The organism is Arthrobacter sp. Leaf337 (assembly GCF_001423745.1).
Taxonomy (GTDB): domain Bacteria; phylum Actinomycetota; class Actinomycetes; order Actinomycetales; family Micrococcaceae; genus Arthrobacter.
Genome location: NZ_LMPC01000012.1, coordinates 310,058 through 327,411 on the forward strand (window position 1 = coordinate 310,058; position 17,354 = coordinate 327,411).

The 17,354-nt window shown below is 66.4% G+C and carries 18 protein-coding genes; 7 read left to right on the forward strand and 11 right to left on the reverse strand.

The features are described 5' to 3' along the window. Positions 1-16 precede the first annotated feature (16 nt). Both ASF98_RS10580 and ASF98_RS10585 read right to left on the reverse strand, forming a co-directional pair. Positions 17-1,807 (reverse strand): alpha/beta fold hydrolase, encoded by a 1,791-nt coding sequence (locus ASF98_RS10580; RefSeq protein ID WP_055801234.1) that lies wholly within the window; start codon positions 1,805-1,807, stop codon positions 17-19. Positions 1,808-2,042: 235 nt separating this feature from the next. After that, on the reverse strand, positions 2,043-2,441 hold the full coding sequence (locus ASF98_RS10585) for a DUF1304 domain-containing protein (protein WP_055801237.1): 399 nt from the start codon (positions 2,439-2,441) through the stop codon (positions 2,043-2,045). A 120-nt stretch (positions 2,442-2,561) separates the two neighbouring features. On the opposite strand from ASF98_RS10585, the gene ASF98_RS10590 reads away from it, so the two are divergent. Then, positions 2,562-3,599, forward strand: a complete 1,038-nt coding sequence (locus ASF98_RS10590) for a helix-turn-helix transcriptional regulator (protein WP_055801240.1) — start codon at positions 2,562-2,564, stop codon at positions 3,597-3,599. 44 nt (positions 3,600-3,643) lie between these two features. On the opposite strand, the gene ASF98_RS10595 is transcribed toward ASF98_RS10590, so the two are convergent. The 4 genes from ASF98_RS10595 to ASF98_RS10610 form a co-directional block, all read right to left on the reverse strand. Continuing rightward, the gene (locus tag ASF98_RS10595; RefSeq protein WP_055801242.1) at positions 3,644-4,624 is read right to left on the reverse strand and encodes a hypothetical protein; all 981 of its coding nucleotides are present in this window, start codon (positions 4,622-4,624) and stop codon (positions 3,644-3,646) included. A gap of 24 nt (positions 4,625-4,648) precedes the next feature. Next, on the reverse strand, positions 4,649-5,383 hold the full coding sequence (locus tag ASF98_RS10600) for a TetR/AcrR family transcriptional regulator C-terminal domain-containing protein (RefSeq protein ID WP_055801245.1): 735 nt from the start codon (positions 5,381-5,383) through the stop codon (positions 4,649-4,651). A 145-nt stretch (positions 5,384-5,528) separates the two neighbouring features. Further along, positions 5,529-5,822 (reverse strand): hypothetical protein, encoded by a 294-nt coding sequence (locus tag ASF98_RS10605; protein ID WP_156372366.1) that lies wholly within the window; start codon positions 5,820-5,822, stop codon positions 5,529-5,531. A 347-nt stretch (positions 5,823-6,169) separates the two neighbouring features. Beyond that, positions 6,170-6,571, reverse strand: a complete 402-nt coding sequence (locus ASF98_RS10610; RefSeq protein ID WP_055801251.1) for a cytochrome c oxidase subunit 4 — start codon at positions 6,569-6,571, stop codon at positions 6,170-6,172. Positions 6,572-6,745: 174 nt separating this feature from the next. Here ASF98_RS10610 and ASF98_RS10615 point away from each other — a divergent pair, with 174 nt between their 5' ends. Both ASF98_RS10615 and ASF98_RS10620 read left to right on the forward strand, forming a co-directional pair. Continuing rightward, entirely contained in the window at positions 6,746-7,288 is a 543-nt protein-coding gene (locus tag ASF98_RS10615) for a GNAT family N-acetyltransferase (protein ID WP_055801254.1), read from the forward strand. A 61-nt stretch (positions 7,289-7,349) separates the two neighbouring features. Then, entirely contained in the window at positions 7,350-7,922 is a 573-nt protein-coding gene (locus ASF98_RS10620; protein ID WP_055801256.1) for a dihydrofolate reductase family protein, read from the forward strand. A gap of 53 nt (positions 7,923-7,975) precedes the next feature. Here the strand turns inward: ASF98_RS10620 and ASF98_RS10625 are convergent, their stop codons facing one another. Continuing rightward, on the reverse strand, positions 7,976-9,109 hold the full coding sequence (locus ASF98_RS10625; protein ID WP_235505870.1) for an acyl-CoA dehydrogenase family protein: 1,134 nt from the start codon (positions 9,107-9,109) through the stop codon (positions 7,976-7,978). 159 nt (positions 9,110-9,268) lie between these two features. Between ASF98_RS10625 and ASF98_RS10630 the strand changes: the two genes are divergently transcribed. The 4 genes from ASF98_RS10630 to ASF98_RS10645 all read left to right on the forward strand — a co-directional run bounded on the left by ASF98_RS10630 (position 9,269) and on the right by ASF98_RS10645 (position 12,882). Further along, positions 9,269-11,059, forward strand: coding sequence for an AMP-binding protein (locus tag ASF98_RS10630; RefSeq protein ID WP_055801263.1), 1,791 nt, complete (start codon positions 9,269-9,271; stop codon positions 11,057-11,059). 25 nt (positions 11,060-11,084) lie between these two features. After that, positions 11,085-11,591, forward strand: coding sequence for a MarR family winged helix-turn-helix transcriptional regulator (locus tag ASF98_RS10635; protein WP_055801266.1), 507 nt, complete (start codon positions 11,085-11,087; stop codon positions 11,589-11,591). 87 nt (positions 11,592-11,678) lie between these two features. Further along, positions 11,679-12,107, forward strand: a complete 429-nt coding sequence (locus tag ASF98_RS10640; protein WP_055801269.1) for a DUF1761 domain-containing protein — start codon at positions 11,679-11,681, stop codon at positions 12,105-12,107. 142 nt (positions 12,108-12,249) lie between these two features. After that, complete coding sequence (locus tag ASF98_RS10645; protein WP_055801272.1) at positions 12,250-12,882, forward strand: class I SAM-dependent methyltransferase; 633 nt, start codon at positions 12,250-12,252, stop codon at positions 12,880-12,882. Between the two features lie 29 nt (positions 12,883-12,911). On the opposite strand, the gene ASF98_RS10650 is transcribed toward ASF98_RS10645, so the two are convergent. The 4 genes from ASF98_RS10650 to ASF98_RS10665 are packed head-to-tail and all read right to left on the reverse strand — an operon-like array spanning position 12,912 to position 17,264. After that, positions 12,912-13,691: an enoyl-CoA hydratase gene (locus ASF98_RS10650; protein WP_055801275.1), complete on the reverse strand. Its 780-nt coding sequence runs from the start codon at positions 13,689-13,691 to the stop codon at positions 12,912-12,914. 36 nt (positions 13,692-13,727) lie between these two features. After that, positions 13,728-14,660, reverse strand: a complete 933-nt coding sequence (mmsB, locus tag ASF98_RS10655) for a 3-hydroxyisobutyrate dehydrogenase (protein WP_055801277.1) — start codon at positions 14,658-14,660, stop codon at positions 13,728-13,730. Further along, positions 14,653-15,765, reverse strand: coding sequence for an enoyl-CoA hydratase/isomerase family protein (locus ASF98_RS10660; RefSeq protein ID WP_055801281.1), 1,113 nt, complete (start codon positions 15,763-15,765; stop codon positions 14,653-14,655). Before ASF98_RS10660 ends, mmsB begins: the two co-directional genes overlap by 8 nt. Continuing rightward, the gene (locus tag ASF98_RS10665; protein WP_055801285.1) at positions 15,765-17,264 is read right to left on the reverse strand and encodes a CoA-acylating methylmalonate-semialdehyde dehydrogenase; all 1,500 of its coding nucleotides are present in this window, start codon (positions 17,262-17,264) and stop codon (positions 15,765-15,767) included. The genes ASF98_RS10660 and ASF98_RS10665 overlap by 1 nt, the downstream gene beginning before the upstream one ends. Positions 17,265-17,354 lie beyond the last annotated feature (90 nt).

Sequence of the window (17,354 nt, forward strand, 5' to 3'; positions counted from 1 at the left end):
ATCAGGGCTGCCTAGGTCAGGGTCGGCGAAGGAACTCCCCCACGGTGGCGATGTACTCGGCGGTCCGCGTCGCCATGACCCCATGGCCTTCGCACGCGAAAAGACGGATCTCCGCGGACGGATAAAGGTCGCGGAGAGCCGCACGTGCCCGGGGCGGGAACGCTTCGTCCCGCTCCGATTCGATCAGCAGGACCGGTACAGGCGGGGTGGGCGTGCGCACCCCGCCTGCCCGTTCGGCCGGAAGATGGGCAAACTCCTTCATCTCCCGTAGGCCGGACAGCAGATCCTCCTTGCCCAGCCGGCTGAGTACGTCCGACAGCAGCGTGGTCCAGAAACTCGCGTCGCCCTGCGAGTCCGGGACAAACCAGCGGCGCCAGTTCCGGCCGGTCAGGGATCGCACGGCGCTTTCGGGAAGGACGGAGAGGAAGCGGATGAGGAGCGGGAGCCAAGGGAGCGGGGCCGCTGTAGGGCTGCCGGTGTTCGCCAGCACCAGGCGCCGCACGCGCTCCGGATGCCGGCGGGCGAACGTCTGGGCCACAAATCCGCCGAAAGACGAGCCCAGCACATCCGCCTGATTGACTCCCTCGGCGTCAAGGATCGCAGCCAGTCCGTCCGCGAGCCCGGCGATGCCGGCACCGGCGGGGTAGGCCGGCGCGAGGACACGGAAGTCCCGCTCCAGCGCCTCGATCAGCAGCAGGTACATGTCCGGCATCCGTGTACCACCGGCGGGCAGAAGCACCGTTTGTTCGCCCGAGCCGCCCGAAAGGTAGCGCCAGCGCACACCGTCAACGTCGAGCGTGCGGTACTGGTGTCTGGCACGGAAGCCGGCCAGCCTGGCCTCCAAGGCCGTGGCCGGGCTCGACGCCGGTTTTTCCCGGACGGGTTCGGACGCCGCCCCGTGCGGCGCGCGTCGCGGCGCGTCGGCAGGGCTCGCGCCGGCCGGGTTTTCGCTACGCCCCGTGGGAAGGGGACGGCCCTTGAGGAAGCGATCGACGACGTCGGCGTATTCAGCCGGGTGGGTGACGGCCGTCAGGTGGCCGCCCTCGCCAAAAACATAGGCACGGGCGCCGGGGTAGGCGGCAAGCAACGCTTCGCGTTCGCGCGGGGTGAAACCGCGGTCGTCGGCAGCGGCGATCACCAGCACGTCGTCCGGACGCTCGAAGGTGGACGAGGCGGCGTAACGGTCCGGATGCGCCGCCAGATCCAGCACGACTGCCAGGCGGGCAAGGGCCGATTCCTTCGTGTGTGCTGCGAAAAGGTCTTCCGTGTAGGCGCTGAGGAAAGCACGTTCGTCGGCTTCCGCCCCAGCGACAAGGCGTGCGATCCTCGGACGGTAGAAAGCCGCCAGGGCATCTTTGGGCAGTATCGAGAACAGACCGACGAAGGCGGCCACCAGGCGCACGTGACCACGGGTATAGAGACCGAACCCGGACAGGATGAGCTTGTCCACGCGCTGAGGATAGTGGCATGCAAAGGCGTGCGCGACGCCGGCGCCGAGGGAATGGCCGAAAATGCTCGCGGACTGGATACTCTCGGCGTCGAGGATGGCCGCAACCCCTGCCACAAGTTGGGCCATTGTCCGCACCGACGGATACGAGGGTGAGAGCACCCGGAAGTGCGGTTCGAAAGCGGTGATCGTGCGGAACGCGGAATCACCGAAGGAGAACCCGCCGCCCAGGACGAGAAGTGCCGGGCTTGCCTCCCCGGGCACCGGTCCGGCGATGTACTTCCATTCGACGCCGCCGACCGTCACCGATCGGTACGGGTGCGTGGCGCGGAACGCCCGCAGCTCGGCATAGCCGTCCAAAGATCCTCCCGCCCGGGTGTCGCGATAAGAGGCAGACTACGCCGCAGGCCGGGACTCGGAAAGGGCGGTGACGCACGCCGCGATCAGGTCCCGAAGTTGCCGGCGCGCGGCAGTAATGCATCTCCACTCGATGGGTATTTAGAAGAGGCGTACCGTCTTAACTGCGAAGGTCCGTCTGTCCCCCATAGGCGGGCCTTCGTTTGTCCCTGCGTTCAGAACAGCGGCCAAAGCCCGCTCAGAACACCGAGGCTGCGAGCGCAATGAGGGCCGGCACAGTGGCGGCAAGAGTTCCCGGAATGCTGTCGCCCTTCTTGGGGTAGTGTCCCAGCGCATCGGCCAGGGCCATGGTGGATCCGCCCAGGACCATGTACGCGCAGCAGTAGGTAACCAGCGTCCGGCCGACCACCTCGTTCCCGGTATTCAATGCCACGAGTCCCGCAATGACCCCCAAAGCTATGAGGAGATTACGGAAGCCGACGGGAATCGCCCACATCATGACGGCGGGGACATTTTCTGCAGGGGTGCTGAGGAATCTCTGCACAGCCGGGCGGCGCAGGAGAAAGGCCTCAAGGGGAAAGACCGCGATATAGATCAGGGCTTCCAGCAGCGCAAACAGTTGGGCAACGGCGTTCATGGTCGAAGACTACGTCCGCCGCGAAGCCTGTCCCATCCCCGCCCAGGGGGTTCCGCCAGCACCCCGACCATCCCCCAAATTGGGGATTGCAGTCCGTCCTTGGCGGCGGATACTAAAAGCATGTGGGCAGATCGTGCAGAGCGGGCCCAGCGCGAGATTTCGGCCATGGCGACCACAGGCATGGGCGTAGCCGAGCTGCATGCTGCAGCGCTCGCCGTCGTCCATCACACCGTGCCGTTTCAGCAGGCCTGCTGGTCCGGCGTCGACCCGGACTCCCTCATCATGACGTCGATCACCAACTGGCCGCCGTGGCCTGTGCCCGATGAATACGCCGCGCGCTTCGCCGAGACCGAATATGCGGGCACGGAGCCGAATGCCTTCGCGGCGCTGATCCGGCGGCCGGTACCGGCCGCCCGGCTCTCCGATGTGCCGCACCGCGATGTGGTCAGGAGCGTGCGGCTCAACGACCTGCTCCGTCCGCAGGGGCTGGAGCACGAACTTCGTGCGGTGTTCCGGGCCGATGCCGCCTGCTGGGCCGTGGGCGGGCTCTTCCGTGAGCCGGGCGCGGACTTCACCGACCGGGAAGTGGAATTCTTGAGTTCCATCGCATCAGCCCTGGCCGCGGCCACCCGGGTCGCCGTCCGCCTGGAGCGGCACGCGGCACGCGGGCCGGAGGGTCCGGTGATCGTGTTGGTCGGACGGCGCGGTGAGCTGCGTGCCGCGACTGAGGCAGCCGCCACCTGGCTGGCTCAGCTGGACGATGAGGCGCCCGGCCGATTCAGCATGACGCTGTACGCGGTGGTGGCCGCCGCGAAGGCTTCTGTTTCCGGGACGGCCCGCATGAGGATGCGCGACGCCGGAGATCATTGGGTGGTACTCCAGGCCAGCCGGCTCATCACCGGGGACGACCCCGGGCAGATGGTGGTCACCGTGGAACCCGCCACCACCCACGAAATGGTGAGCCTCCTGCTCGCCGCCTACGGCGCCACGGCCAGGGAGCGGGAGGTCTGCCTTGAGGTGGTCTCCGGCTCGGCGACGACAGACATAGCCGACCATTTGTTCATCTCGCCCCACACGGTCCATGACCACCTGAAGTCCCTCTTCGACAAGGTTGGAGTGGGGAGCCGCGGCGAACTGGTGGCGAGACTTCTCGGCTGAGGTGGCCGGTTCCGGCTAGCTACGAGGCAGCCCGGCACGCTGCCTCATCTGGTTTCCCGCAGCCGCATCGCTCGAGCGCTGCCGCCAGCGATACTGCCCTCATACCATCCGAGCACCCGCAGCGCCCTTAGGGTGTTCCACCGGCTCGGGCGCCCGTCACCGTCCTCCAAGGCGAAATGGATCCGGCCCGGGTGCGTGTTTTCCAGCAGCCAGGTGCCATCGGGCTGCTGCTTGGAGCGCAGCACCTCCACCGCCTCGGCGATGCGTTCGTCCGGACTGGTGGATGCCGCGCGGAAGTAGTCGAGGCCGCGCAGCACGTCGTAAAACCAGCGGGTGGGGTAGGAAAACTCCAGCCAGTCTCGGTCGATCAGTTCGCCGGTGGTCTTGCGCCGAAGGAGCCCGCGTTCCAGCAGGTACTCCTCGGCGCGCTGCCGGGCCTCGATTGAGTCCGGGAACCCGCCGGTCGCGTGCTCGTGTTCCAGCAGCCCTTCGAGCACGTTGATGGTTGTCCCGAACGACGAACGCACCGAACCGCGTTCCGCCTCGCAGTTCCATCCGCCGTCGGCGAGCTGCTCACCCAGCAGACGCTCCACGACGCCGTCGACCTTCTCACCGAAGTAGGCACCAAGTGCCACGGCCATGCCGTTGACGCACGGCTCCACCTCGCCCTCGAAGAACGGCTGATCGCCTTCCTCCCAGCGGCTGTTGTCGCGGACGAGTTCGACGGCGCGGCGTGCCTGGCCGCTGCGGGGATCAAGCCCCAAATCGCGCAGCAGCAACAGGCTGTAAGTGGTTGCAGTCCAGGGCTGGCCTGGCTCCGACTCGTCGAACTGCGCCGGGAAGTACGTTCCGCCGTCCCACTGGCCGTTGCCGTCCTGCAGCGCGAGCAGGCGGGCGCCCCAGCCTTGGGTGGCGACGCGGGCACGCTCGGACTGCACTTCCTCAGGCGGCGCGTCCGTGAGGTCGCGCAGGACCTGCCAGCGGATCGCGGGATCGGAGTCAAGCAGCCAGTCGAGTGCCTCCATCCCCACAAGCTAGCATCCGGCCGGCTACCGCTCCAGCTTCGCCCGCTCCGACGTCCAGCCCTGCCGGTGGAAGCGCTCGAACCCGGCCAGGAGGAGGTCAAGCGCGAACTCGAATTCAAACTGGTCGTCGCAGCCCTGCGACACCACGGATCCGTCGTCGTGATTGGCCGCCATGGCTACTTGCAGGATGTTCGGATAGCGCTGCGCCATCTCCCGGAGCATGGCCTCCTGCGTTTCCGGCGTTACCCCTGACGGCGCCATCCCGGCCGCCGCATTGCCGGCGGAATCGTCGAACAGCTCCTGGGTGAACCCCCACATGCGGCTGCCGAGTGCATGCATTACGTGATGGGTGAGGTCCACGGAGAAGCCGCCGGCCAGGAACATCCCGATGAACGAGTCCATGTAGCCAAGGACCGCCGGTGTCCGGGTGGTGCGGGACTCAAGCACCTGCCGGGCCCACGGATGCCGCAATAGGGCTTTCCTCGCTGAAAGCACCCGTAACCGGACCGCGCTCTGCCACCCGGTATCGCGGGCGGGAGGATCGATTTCGCCGACTAGGACGTCCACCATGCCGTCGAGGAGTTCCTCCTTGTTGGCGACGTGCTTGTAGAGCGCCATCGGTACGACGCCGAGCTCCTGCGCCAGGCGCCTCATGCTGAGCGCTTCGATGCCCGCTTCGTCGGCGAGTACGACGGCGGCAGTCAGCACCCGCTCCCGGTTCAGCGGGATCCGGCGCGTGGCTTCCGCCTGCTGCGTCATGTGGGCACCTTACCTTGCTATTTTGTTGCCACGAGTGTACTACGTACACCAGCTTTACGGACGGCAAAAGCGGCGGGACCAGATGGTCCCGCCGCTTTTTGTTTGCGTTAGAGGACATCAACGCCCGCTACGCAGGTGCAGTCCGTCAGTTCTGAATAATAGTGACCGGACCGCTGTTGTCGTCGCAGACGACAGACTCGGTGCTCGTGGCGTCGACAGCCTCACCCAGAACGGCGACCGGCCCGACTTCCACGCCACAGATCTGTGCCGTCACATCAGCGGCTACGCCGACATTGACGTCCTCAAGGACTGTCACATCGCCGACAGTGACGTTGACCAGGCCGTCGTTGACAGTGCTGTTGTCCGCAGCCATCGAAGGCCCTGCGGCCATCCCCACCAGGAACAGCGATCCGGCAACGGCGGTAGTTGCTTTCTTCATAACTGACATCTTTTGCTCCCTCGATTTTGATGCACGCAATCACTCCCCCGGCACCGCGGTTACGCGATTACCAAGGTGGCTGCAGCCCAGGTTCAGGCCGCGGTTCACCGCATCTCTTTTTGGTTGCTTACAGCTCTTCGCCTCGGCGGGCACCGGGAGCGCCTATGGAACAGGCCATTCTCCCAAGCTGTCCGGCCCCGTTGGGACCTTCCGAAAGGGCGTCAGTGCGCAATAACGCCGCACCCCTTCATGACTTCAACCCTAATCATAAGCAGGCTTAGTTTCAAGTCGATGGGCGAATTTTTTTGCCCGACGCCCTCTCCGGGCGCGCGCCTTCCACACCTTAGCTAGTGGGCGTGGTCCCCGCGGCTGTATTCAAATACCCAGCCAATCAGCGCAACCAGTGCAAACCCTGCACCGATGTAGAGGATCCAGAATCCAATTGCCAGGCCCAGGAACCCGGTTGCCGCGGAAAAGCCCAAGGCAATGGGCCACCAGCTCCAGGGACTGAACTGGCCCTGCTCACCTGCGCCTTCGTGGATCTCCGCATCATGACGGTCCTCGGGACGCATCCCCACCCGCCGGCCTGTGTAGCCAAGGTAGCCCCCGATCAGCCCCGCCAGGCCACCCACCAGCCATAAGGCCAGGAAGCCAACCGGCTCGGTCCACTCCGTGACGAAGCCGTAGACCACCCCAACGGGGACGAAGAAAATGGCCATGCCTCCGAAAATCCAGGATTCGATTTTCATGACTCCTCTTTCTGCGAATCAAACCGGGGTTAGGCAAGCGCAACCCTCCTGATCCAACTGTGGCCTTCACTCCCAGCCCCGCGGAAGGGACGAAGGACCCCCCCCTTGCAGCGGCGCCATCCCCGGCCCTGCTCCGCCACGGACACGGCAGCCTCCCGCGGATAGAGTCGGAGGATGACTACTGAGGCCGCCACCGTGACCGGCGATGTCCAAATGCGGTTGCTTCAGGCTGCTGATGCTGAACGGCTCAGTGCGGCGTACGTGCTGAACCGGGACCATCTTGCCCCCTGGGAACCGGCCCGGGCTGACGAGTTCTTCACGGCTGCCGGCCAGCGCGCCGTCATCGAATCCAAGCTCGCCCTGCAGGCTGCGGGGCAGGAGGTGCCGTGGGTTCTGCTGGCCTGCAGCCGCATTGTCGGAGCGATCACGCTGACAGGAATCGTCCGCGGCCCGTTCCTCAGCGCCCACGTCGGTTACTGGGTGGACAAGGACTTCAACGGCCGCGGCGTCTGCAGCTCAGCCATCACATCCGTGCTGGCTGCAGCGAAGGACGAGCTCGGCCTGCACCGGGTCCAGGCGGCCACCCTCGAACACAACACGCCTTCCCGCAAAGTATTGTCCCGCGCCGGGTTTGAAGAGATCGGCCTGGCACCGTCCTACCTCAAGATTGCAGGCTCCTGGCAGGACCATGTCCTGTTCCAACGCATCCTCGAGTGATTCACTGGAGGGTACGACGGCGGCCCCGCCCGGGTGCCCGCCCTGCCACGAAGGGATCGACATGCGGAAGATCATTCTGATCGCGTCAGTTTCGGTGGACGGATACTTCGAAGGGCTGAACCGCGACATCAGCTGGAACATGGTGGACGAGGAACTGCACCAGCACTTCAACGATGTCTGCAGGGAGATGGGCGCGTTCATTGATGGGCGGGTCACCTACGAACTGATGGCCGATTACTGGCCAACCGCCGACCAGGATCCGAACAGCACGGCGGTCGAGGCCGAGTTCGCAGCGATCTGGCGCGAGATTCCCAAAATCGTGTTCTCGCGGACCCTCACCGAAGCCGGCTGGAACACAACCGTGAAGCACGACGTCGTGCCTGAAGAAATCGCGGAACTAAAGGCGCAGCCGGGCGGCGACATTGCGCTCAGCGGCGCCAATCTGACCGCGACGTTCCTGCGGCTCGGCCTGGTGGATGAATACAGGATCTACGTCCACCCTGTGGTCCTGGGCCAGGGCAACGGCCGGCCGCTGTTCGAGTCACCGGACGTCCGAATGAACCTCAAGCTGGCCGGCACACATGCGTTCGGCAACGGAGTGGTTCTCCTCCACTACGAGCGCGGCCAAGACTAACTGAAGGTACGACGGCGGGCCCCGTCGGCGCTTCAGGCGGACCACGAGCGTCCTCAGACGAACGCGGACTTCCCGGTCACGGCCCGGGCCACGATCAGCGAATTGATCTCGTAGCTGCCCTCGTACGTGTACAGAATTTCGGCGTCGCCGAACAGCTTGCCCATCTCGTAGTCGCTGCTGATGCCGTTGCCGCCCAGCAGGGACCTGCCCATCGCCACTGAGGCCCGTGCCAGCCGGGTGGTGGTGGACTTCGCCATGGCCGCCTGGACCATTTCCAGCTTGCCGTCCTGCTGGATCCGGGCCAGCTGGGCCATGAGCGCCAGGGAGGCACTGGCATTGCCAAGGATTTCGGCCAGCTGCTGCTGGATCAGCTGAAACCGGGCCAGCTCCTTCCCGAACTGCTTCCGCTCCAGGGCATAGGAACGGGCGACGTCGAACGCGGCCAGCTGGATCCCGGCGGCCTGCCAGCCCACCCAGGCACGCGAGTCGCGGAGGAGGTCGTTGGCCTTGGAAAAATCCGTGGCACCGGGCAGGAGGTTGGACTCCGGAATCCGGACCTCCTCGAGAACGATGTCCGCGTTCTGCATGATCCGCAGGCCGATCTTGTTGCAGATCTTTGTGGCGGAATAGCCGGGCCGGTCCGTTTCCACGATGAAGCCCTTGATCTGGCCGTCCGCCTCATCCCGGGCCCAGACCAGCGCAAAGTCGGCGATGGTCCCGGCACCGATCCACCGCTTGGCGCCGTTGATCACCCATTCGCCGCGCTCCAGCCGCGCTGACGTTTCGAGGCCGCCGGCAATGTCCGAGCCGTGCTCCGGCTCCGTCAGCGCGAAGGCTCCCAGCTGGGTGAACGCCTGCAACCCGGGCAGCCACCGCTGCTTCTGCTCGTCCGAACCGAGCTCGTCGATCATCCCCACGATCAGCTCATTGTGGATGCCCACCAGCGCCGACAGGGACACATCCGCCCGGGCCACTTCGACATACATCAGGCCTTTGAAGAGCGCCGACGTCCCGTCCGTCTGCAGCCCGCCCAGCCCGTACTTGCCCATTTCGGCCAGCAGTCCGAACGGAAATTCCTCGCGGTTCCAGTATTCGATGGACGCTGCGCGTATGCGGGACTGCAGGAAGTCCCGCACCTCCAGGTAGCGCGACCGCTCCCCCTGCGGCAGCAGATCCACGATGTACATGAGGTCCGCGTCCGGGAACGGCGGCTGCTCCGCAACTGTTGTGATTTCCCCGCCGTCACGTCGTTGTGGCTGCACCGGCACGCATCCCTTCACTCTTCCAAACCCTTGGATGTCCTAGTATATTGCACAGTGATATGGATCACTAGGCGAAAGGGTCCCATGACAGTCACCGACGACTTCCGGGCCGCGAGGGACAGGCTTCTGGCCCTGCGCGAGGACTACGGCCGGGCACGGGATGAATTCCAGTGGCCCCGCTTCGAAGAATTCAACTTCGCCCTCGACTGGTTCGACCAGATCGCCGCGGACCCCGCCAAGGGCACCAAACCGGCCCTGGTGATCGTGGAGCAGGATGGCAGCGCCGCCAGGCGGAGCTTCGGGGAGCTTTCCGGGCGTTCCAACCAGGTGGCCAACTGGCTCCGCAGCCGCGGCGTCCGCCGTGGTGACCGCATGATCATCATGCTCGGCAACCAGGTGGAACTGTGGGAGCTCATGCTGGCCGGCATCAAACTGGGAATCGTCATGATCCCCACCACCACGCTCATGGGTCCCGCGGACCTGGCGGACCGGGTGGAGCGCGGCGAAGCGGGCTGGGCCGCCGTCGGAAGTTCCAACATCGGCAAGTTTGCCGACGTTCCCGGCAACTACAAGCTCATTGAAATTGCCGACGGCGAGCGCAGCAGCACCGATGTTTCCAGCACCGATAGCGCCGATGCAGACGCCGATGAACACTCAGCCGCGCTGCAGTACGCCGATTCCCACAGCGCTCCGACGGACTTCGCGCCCGACGCGCCCACCAAGGCGGACGAGACACTGCTCCTCTACTTCACGTCGGGCACCACCTCGAAGGCCAAACTGGTGGAACACACGCACACGTCCTACCCCGTGGGCCACCTGTCCACCATGTTCTGGATCGGGCTGGGCCCCGGCGATGTGCACCTCAATGTCGCCTCCCCCGGCTGGGCCAAGCACGCCTGGTCCAACGTGTTCACGCCCTGGATCGCCGAGGCGTGCGTGTTCATCTACAACTACAGCCGGTTCGACGCCAAGGCGCTCATGGAACAGATGGACCGGGAAAAAGTGACCAGTTTCTGTGCCCCGCCCACAGTGTGGCGCATGCTGATCCAGGCGGACCTGACTGTCCTGAAGAACCCGCCCACCAAGGTGGTGTCCGCCGGCGAACCCCTCAACGCCGAGGTGATCGACCAGGTCCACCGCGCCTGGGGCCAGACCATCCGGGACGGCTTCGGCCAGACCGAATCCACAGTGCAGGTGGCCAACACCCCGGGCCAGCCGATCAAGATCGGCGCCATGGGCAGACCGCTGCCCGGCTACGACGTGGTGCTCGTTGACCCCGCAACGGGAGAAGAGGCCGACGACGGCGAGCTCTGCCTCCGCCTGGACCCCCGCCCCGCGGGGCTGATGAAGGCCTACTACGGCGACCCGGAGAAGACCGCCGACGCCTTCCGTGACGGTTATTACCACACGGGGGACATGGCCAGCCGGGACGAGCGCGGCATCATCACCTACGTGGGCCGCGGCGACGACGTCTTCAAATCCTCCGACTACCGGCTGTCCCCGTTCGAGCTGGAAAGCGTCCTGATCGAACACCCCGCCGTGGCGGAGGCCGCCGTCGTCCCTTCCCCCGATCCGCTGAAACTGTCCGTGCCGAAGGCGTTTGTGGTCCTGGCCGCCGGGCACCAGCCCGGCCCCGAACTGGCCGAAGACATCCTGCGCTACTGCCGTGACCATCTGGCCCCGTTCAAGCGCATCCGGCGGCTGGAGTTCGCGGAACTGCCCAAGACCATCTCGGGCAAAATCCGGCGCGTGGAACTCCGGCACAGCGAAGAGCTCCGGCACGGCGGCGGCCCGCAGCCCGAAGGCCTGGGCGTCGAGTACTCGGAGACGGATTTCCCGGGTTTGAAAAGCCCAGGGGCTGAAAAGCTAGGCTGAAGCAACCCACATGTCAGGAGGTGCCATGGGAAACCCGCTCCCGCGCGATCCCATTGCCGACGCCCAGCGCAACTGGGAACGGCATGGCTGGGGCGACGTCGCCGCGCCCATGGCGGCCATCACGGCCATCATGCGCACCCAGCAGATCCTGCTGGCCCGGATCGAGGGCGTCCTTAAGCCCTTCGGCCTCACCTTCGCCCGGTACGAACTCCTGGCGCTCCTGAGTTTCGCCCGCAGCCGCGCGCTGCCCATGAACAAGGCCAGCGCGCTCCTACAGGTCCACCCCACCTCGGTGACCAACGCCGTCGACCGCCTCCAGGACGCGGGCCTCGTGGTCCGCTCCCCGCACCCGACCGACGGGCGCACCACCCTGATCGAACTCACCACCGAAGGACGCACCCTGGCCAAACGGGCGACGGCGGCGCTCAACACCGAGGTATTCGGCCAGTCCGGTTTCGCCAGCCAGGACGTGGACCAGCTGATCCGGATCCTCGGGCGATTCCGGCAGAACGCCGGCGACTTCGGCGACTGACCACCGTTTTGCCTTGAAGAAGCCACGGCCGGTCCTAGACTGCTGATGTCTAGGACATGACCTGACGCTGGACCCGAGGAGAGCGCAATGATTCCGGAAATCAATATCTGGGCCGTACTGCTGGCCACCCTGTCCAGCATGGTGGTGGGCTCGGTCTGGTACACCCCGAAGGTGTTCGGCAACTACTGGATGAAGGTCGCGAAGGTTTCGCCCAGCGGGGAAGCAAAGGACGCCGTCAAACCCATCCTGATCACGCTGGTGGTCAGCTTCATCAGCGCCCTGGTCCTGGCCGGGTCCGCCGCCATCTCCCAGCACTTCTACGGCGGCAACTTCCTGGCCAACACCCTGATCACCGCCGTCATCCTCTGGGCCGGTTTCACGGCCGCCCGCTTCATCACGCACGACGCTTTCGAGGGCCGCCCGGCCGGGCTGACCATTCTCAACTGCGCCCACGAACTGGTGACCCTGGTGGTCATGGGCCTGATTATCGGCCTGTTCGGCATTAGCGCCGCCTAGCTGCGCCACTGAGCCGGGCTGCTGGGCCGGAGGAACTGGAGGAAGCCGTCACGGCGTATCGTGGCATTGTCACGGCGTAGCGCGGACCGCCCCTGAGGGCACCCTGCCGGGACGCGAGCGCCGGCCAGCAAGGAGAGCATGGATGAAGTTTGACGAGTCATTCTGGGATGAGCGCTACCGCCAGCACGGCTCGGTCTGGAGCCGCAACCCGAACGCGAACCTGCTGGCCGAGACCGCCGGCCTGCGTCCCGGCTCTGCCTTGGACGTGGGCAGCGGCGAAGGGGCCGATTCCCTCTGGCTGGCACGCCAGGGCTGGCGGGTCACGGCCGTGGACATCTCCTCGGTGGCTCTGGCCCGGGCAGCCGAACGGGCAGCGCAGGACGCGGAGGCGGCCGCCCGGATCATTTGGGCCCATCACGATCTGACGGCTTCACCGCCGCCGCCCGGCACGTTCGACCTCGTGTCCGCGCAGTTCATGCACCTTCCAGCGGCCGAACGGACCGAGCTGTATCACCGGCTCGCCGCGTCCGTGGCACCCGGCGGAACGCTCCTGATCGTCGGCCACCACCCATCGGACCTAGAAACGGGAGTCCACCGCCCCAGCGATCCCGGCCTGCTCTTCACACCGGAGGAAATCGCCGCCGGCCTGGACCCGGACGAATGGGAAATCGACGTCTGCGAGGCCCGCCCGCGGTCCGTGACGGACGCGGACGGCGGCACTGTGACCGTCACCGATTCAGTGCTCCGAGCCCACCGCCGGGCGCCAAGGCCCTAGCGGCGCCCGGGGGCTGGGAACCGAACTCCCTAGCGGTGCCTGAAGACCGGCTGCCGCTTCTCCGTGAAAGCGGCCATGCCTTCCTTCTGGTCCTCGGTGGCGAACAGCGAGTGGAAGAGGCGGCGCTCGAAAAGCACGCCCTGGCCCAGTCCGGTTTCGAAGGCGGCGTTGACGGCTTCCTTGGCCAGCATCGCAGCCGACTTTGACTTGGAGGCAATCACCTCGGCCACTTTCACAGCCTCGTCCACAACGTCTGCCGCCGGCACCACCCTGGAGACGAGCCCGGCGCGCTCCGCTTCCTCGGCGTCCATGAACCGGCCGGTGAGGATCAGGTCCATGGCTTTGGCCTTGCCCACGGCCCGGGTGAGCCGCTGCGATCCGCCCATGCCCGGCAGGACGCCCAGGTTGATCTCGGGCTGGCCGAACTTGGCGTTGTCCCCCGCGATGATGAAATCGCACATCATGGCCAGTTCGCAGCCGCCGCCCAGGGCGAAGCCGGAGACAGCCGCCACCACCGGAATGCGGAGCCTGGTGAAATCCTCCCAGCCGCGGAACCAGTCCGCGGCATACATGTCCATGTAGCCCTGGTCGGCCATCTCCTTGATGTCCGCGCCGGCAGCAAACGCCTTGCCGGACCCTGTGACCACCACGGCGCCCACTGCGGGATCCGCGTCCATGGCCGTGACGGCGGCCACGAGTTCATCCATGGTGGCTTTGTTCAGCGCATTCAGCGCTTCGGGCCGGTTCAGCGTCACCAGCCCCACGCGTCCGCGCCGCTCCACCAGAATGTTCCCGTACTGCTCCGTCATGCCTGACTCCTCACGTGGTTCTGCTTCGAAAACTGCCTAGTGCGCGGACTTGTCCCGGATATCCGTGATGATGCCGGAGAAGTCCCGGCCCGCCCCGCCTTCAGCCGCAAACGTATCGTAGATCTCCGATGCCAGCGGGCCCATCCGGGCGGCCACTCCGGTGCTTTGCAGCGCGTTCAGGGCCAGCTTGAGGTCCTTGGCCATCAGCGCGCCGGCGAATCCCGGCTGGTAGTCGCGGTTGGCCGGGCTGGTGGGCACCGGCCCCGGAACGGGGCAGTTGGTGGTCAGCGCCCAGCACTGCCCGGATGCCGCGGACGCAACGTCGAAGAGGGCCTGGTGCGTGAGCCCCAGCTTCTCGCCGAGCACGAACGCTTCGCTCACCGCGATCATGGAGACGCCCAGGATCAGGTTGTTGCAGACCTTCGCGGCCTGGCCTGCCCCGTGACCGCCGCAGTGGACCACGCGCTTGCCCATCACTTCCAGCAGGGGCCGCACGGCGTCGAAGTCCTCCGGCAGGGCGCCCACCATAAAGGTCAGGGTTCCGGCCTCGGCACCCACCACGCCTCCCGAGACGGGAGCGTCCACGGCCCGGTGGCCTGCGGCAACGGCCATCGCTGACGCTTCGCGGGCTTCGTCCACGTTGATGGTGGAGCAGTCCAGGAACATGGTGCCCGGTCCGGCCACGTCCAGCAAGCCCGGCTGGCCGCCCGACCCGCGGTAGGCATCCAGGACATGCTGGCCGCTGGGGAACATGGTGAGCACCACGTCCGCACCGGCCACAGCTTCGGCCGGTGACGCCACGGTGGGCACACCGTGTTCCCGGGCCGCGTCCAGCGCTGCGGGCACCACGTCGAACCCTGCCACCGTGTACCCGGCCTTGACCAGGTTGACGGCCATGGGCCCGCCCATGTGTCCCAGCCCGAGGAACGCCACGTGTCCCCGGTTCCCGGCTCCTGTTGTTTCAGACATTGCGGGCCTCCTTAGATTGCAGGTTGAGCTCCCGGTCCCCCAGCGGCTCAAAGAACCTGGCGACGTCGGCGGCGGAGACCTCGTGCAGCGTGGCCGGCTTCCACTGCGGGTTCCGGTCCTTGTCCACCACCTGAGCGCGGATGCCTTCGCGGAAGTCCGCGCCGGCCAGGAACCGCAGCCCCACGCGATACTCCTCGGCGAGGACTTCCGCCAGGCTCAGGCCACGCGCGCGGCGGAGCGATGCCAGCGCCACCTTCACGGAGGTGGGCGACTTCGCCTCGATGGTGTCCGCCGCGTCAGCCGCCTCAGCGGCGGCTTCGCCGTCGAAGGTGCGGAGCCTGCGGAGGATGTCCTCCGCGTCGTCGCTTGCGTAGCAGGAATCGATCCAGTCCCGCTGCCCGGCCAGCACCGATACCGGCGGCGTCTCCGCGAAGCGTCCGACGGCGGCTTCCGCCGTTTCGGTTTCCAGCGCGGCCGCCAGCGCGGGAAGGTTCCCGGACGCCACAAAGTGGTCCGCCAGGCCCAGGAACAGGGCATCCGCGCCGCTCAGGTGGGCGCCCGTCATGGCCGCATGGGTGCCTGCCTCCCCCGGCGAGCGGGACAGCAGCAGGGTGCCGCCGACGTCGGGCACAAAACCGATGGTGGTCTCCGGCATGCCGGTGCGGGTGCGCTCGGTGACCACACGCACGGACCCGTGCGCCGAGATCCCCACACCGCCACCCAGCACCAGGCCGTCCATAAACGCCACATACGGCTTGGGGTACCCGGCGATCAGTGCGTTCAGCCGGTACTCGGTGCGCCAGAAGTCCGCGGTGGCGTCACCGCCCGCCAGCATGTCCTCATATATGGCCACGATGTCGCCCCCGGCGCACAACCCCCGCTCCCCGGAGCCGTGCACCAGAACGATGGCCACGCCGTCGTCGTCCGCCCATGCAGTGAGCTGTTCCAGCATGGCGGCCGCCATGCCTGCGGTGAGCGCGTTCACCGCCCTGGGCCGGTTCAGCGTGATGACGCCGAGGTGGCCGCGCCGCTCAAACAGGACCTCGTCAGTGGGCGTCTCATCGGGGCTTGCCGTGTTCGTACCTGCGGTAGGTCCTGCGCTCATCAGCTGCCTTCCGGCATCACGTAGCTGGCGCCCTGGCGGATGCCGGAGGGCCAGCGGGTGGTCACGGTCTTGGTCTTGGTGTAAAAACGGAACGCGTCGGCTCCGTGCTGGTTCAGGTCCCCGAAGCCGGAAGCCTTCCAGCCGCCGAATGTGTAGTAGGCGATGGGCACCGGGATGGGCACGTTGATCCCCACCATACCCACCTGCACACGGCTGGCGAAGTCACGGGCGGCGTCACCGTCGCGGGTGAAGATGGCCACGCCGTTGCCGAACTCATGCTCGCTGCAGAGCCGGAGGGCCTCGTCGTAATCGGAGGCGCGGAGGACGCTCAGCACGGGCCCGAAGATTTCCTCCTTGTAGATCTTCATGTCCTTGGTGACGTTGTCGAAGAGGGTGGGGCCCACCCAGAATCCGCCGTCGTAGCCGTCCACGGTGAGGCCGCGGCCGTCCGTCACCAGGGTGGCGCCCTCATCCACGCCGGACTGGATGTAGCCTTCGATCCGTTCCTTGGCGGACGCTGCCACCACGGGCCCGAAGTCCGAGTCCTTGTCCAGGCTGTGACCCACCCGGAGGTGCTTGACGCGTTCCTCCAGCTTGGACACCAGGGCGTCGGCCGTTTCCTTGCCCACCGGGACGGCCACGGAGATGGCCATGCAGCGTTCGCCGGCGGAGCCGTAGCCTGCTCCCATCAGTGCATCCACAGCCATGTCCAGGTCCGCATCCGGCATGATCACCATGTGGTTCTTAGCTCCGCCGAAGCACTGTGCGCGCTTGCCGTGGGCGGCCGCCGTGGCGTAGATGTACTGGGCGATCGGGGTGGAGCCCACGAAGCCGATGGCCTTCACCCGCTCGTCCTCGAGGAGGGCGTCCACTGCTTCCTTGTCCCCGTTGACCACGTTGAACACACCGTCCGGGACTCCCGCTTCGGTGAACAATTCGGCGAGGCGCAGCGGTACCGAAGGGTCGCGCTCCGAGGGCTTGAGGATGAACGCGTTGCCTGCGGCCAGGGCCGGTCCGGACTTCCACAGCGGAATCATCGCAGGGAAGTTGAACGGCGTAATGCCGGCCACCACGCCGAGGGGCTGGCGCAGCGAATGCACGTCGATGCCGGTCCCGGCGTTGTCCGAGAACTCGCCCTTGAGCAGGTGCGGGGCGCCGGCAGCGAATTCCACCACCTCGATGCCGCGCTGGATGTCCCCCTTGGCGTCCGGGAGGGTCTTGCCGTGTTCGGAGGAGAGCAACGCGGCGAGTTCGTCGATGTGCTCGTTCACCAGGTCCACGAATTTCAGCAGGATCCGGCCGCGGCGCTGGGGATTCATGGCGCCCCACTCCACCTGGGCCTTCTCCGCGCTGGCGATGGCGTTGCGGACTTCCTCGGCGCTGGCCAGCGGCAGCCTGGCCTGGACCTGCCCGGTGCAGGGATCGTAGACGTCGCTGAAGCGCCCGGAGGTGCCTTCAACCCTTTGCCCGTCTATGTAATGGGAAAGCTCGCGAACCATGGCGGAATGCTCCTTTGCATGTGACCTACATCATCCTGAAGCTGAATATACTCGGACTTCCTACTAAATTCCAGAGTGCGGGAGGGCCGC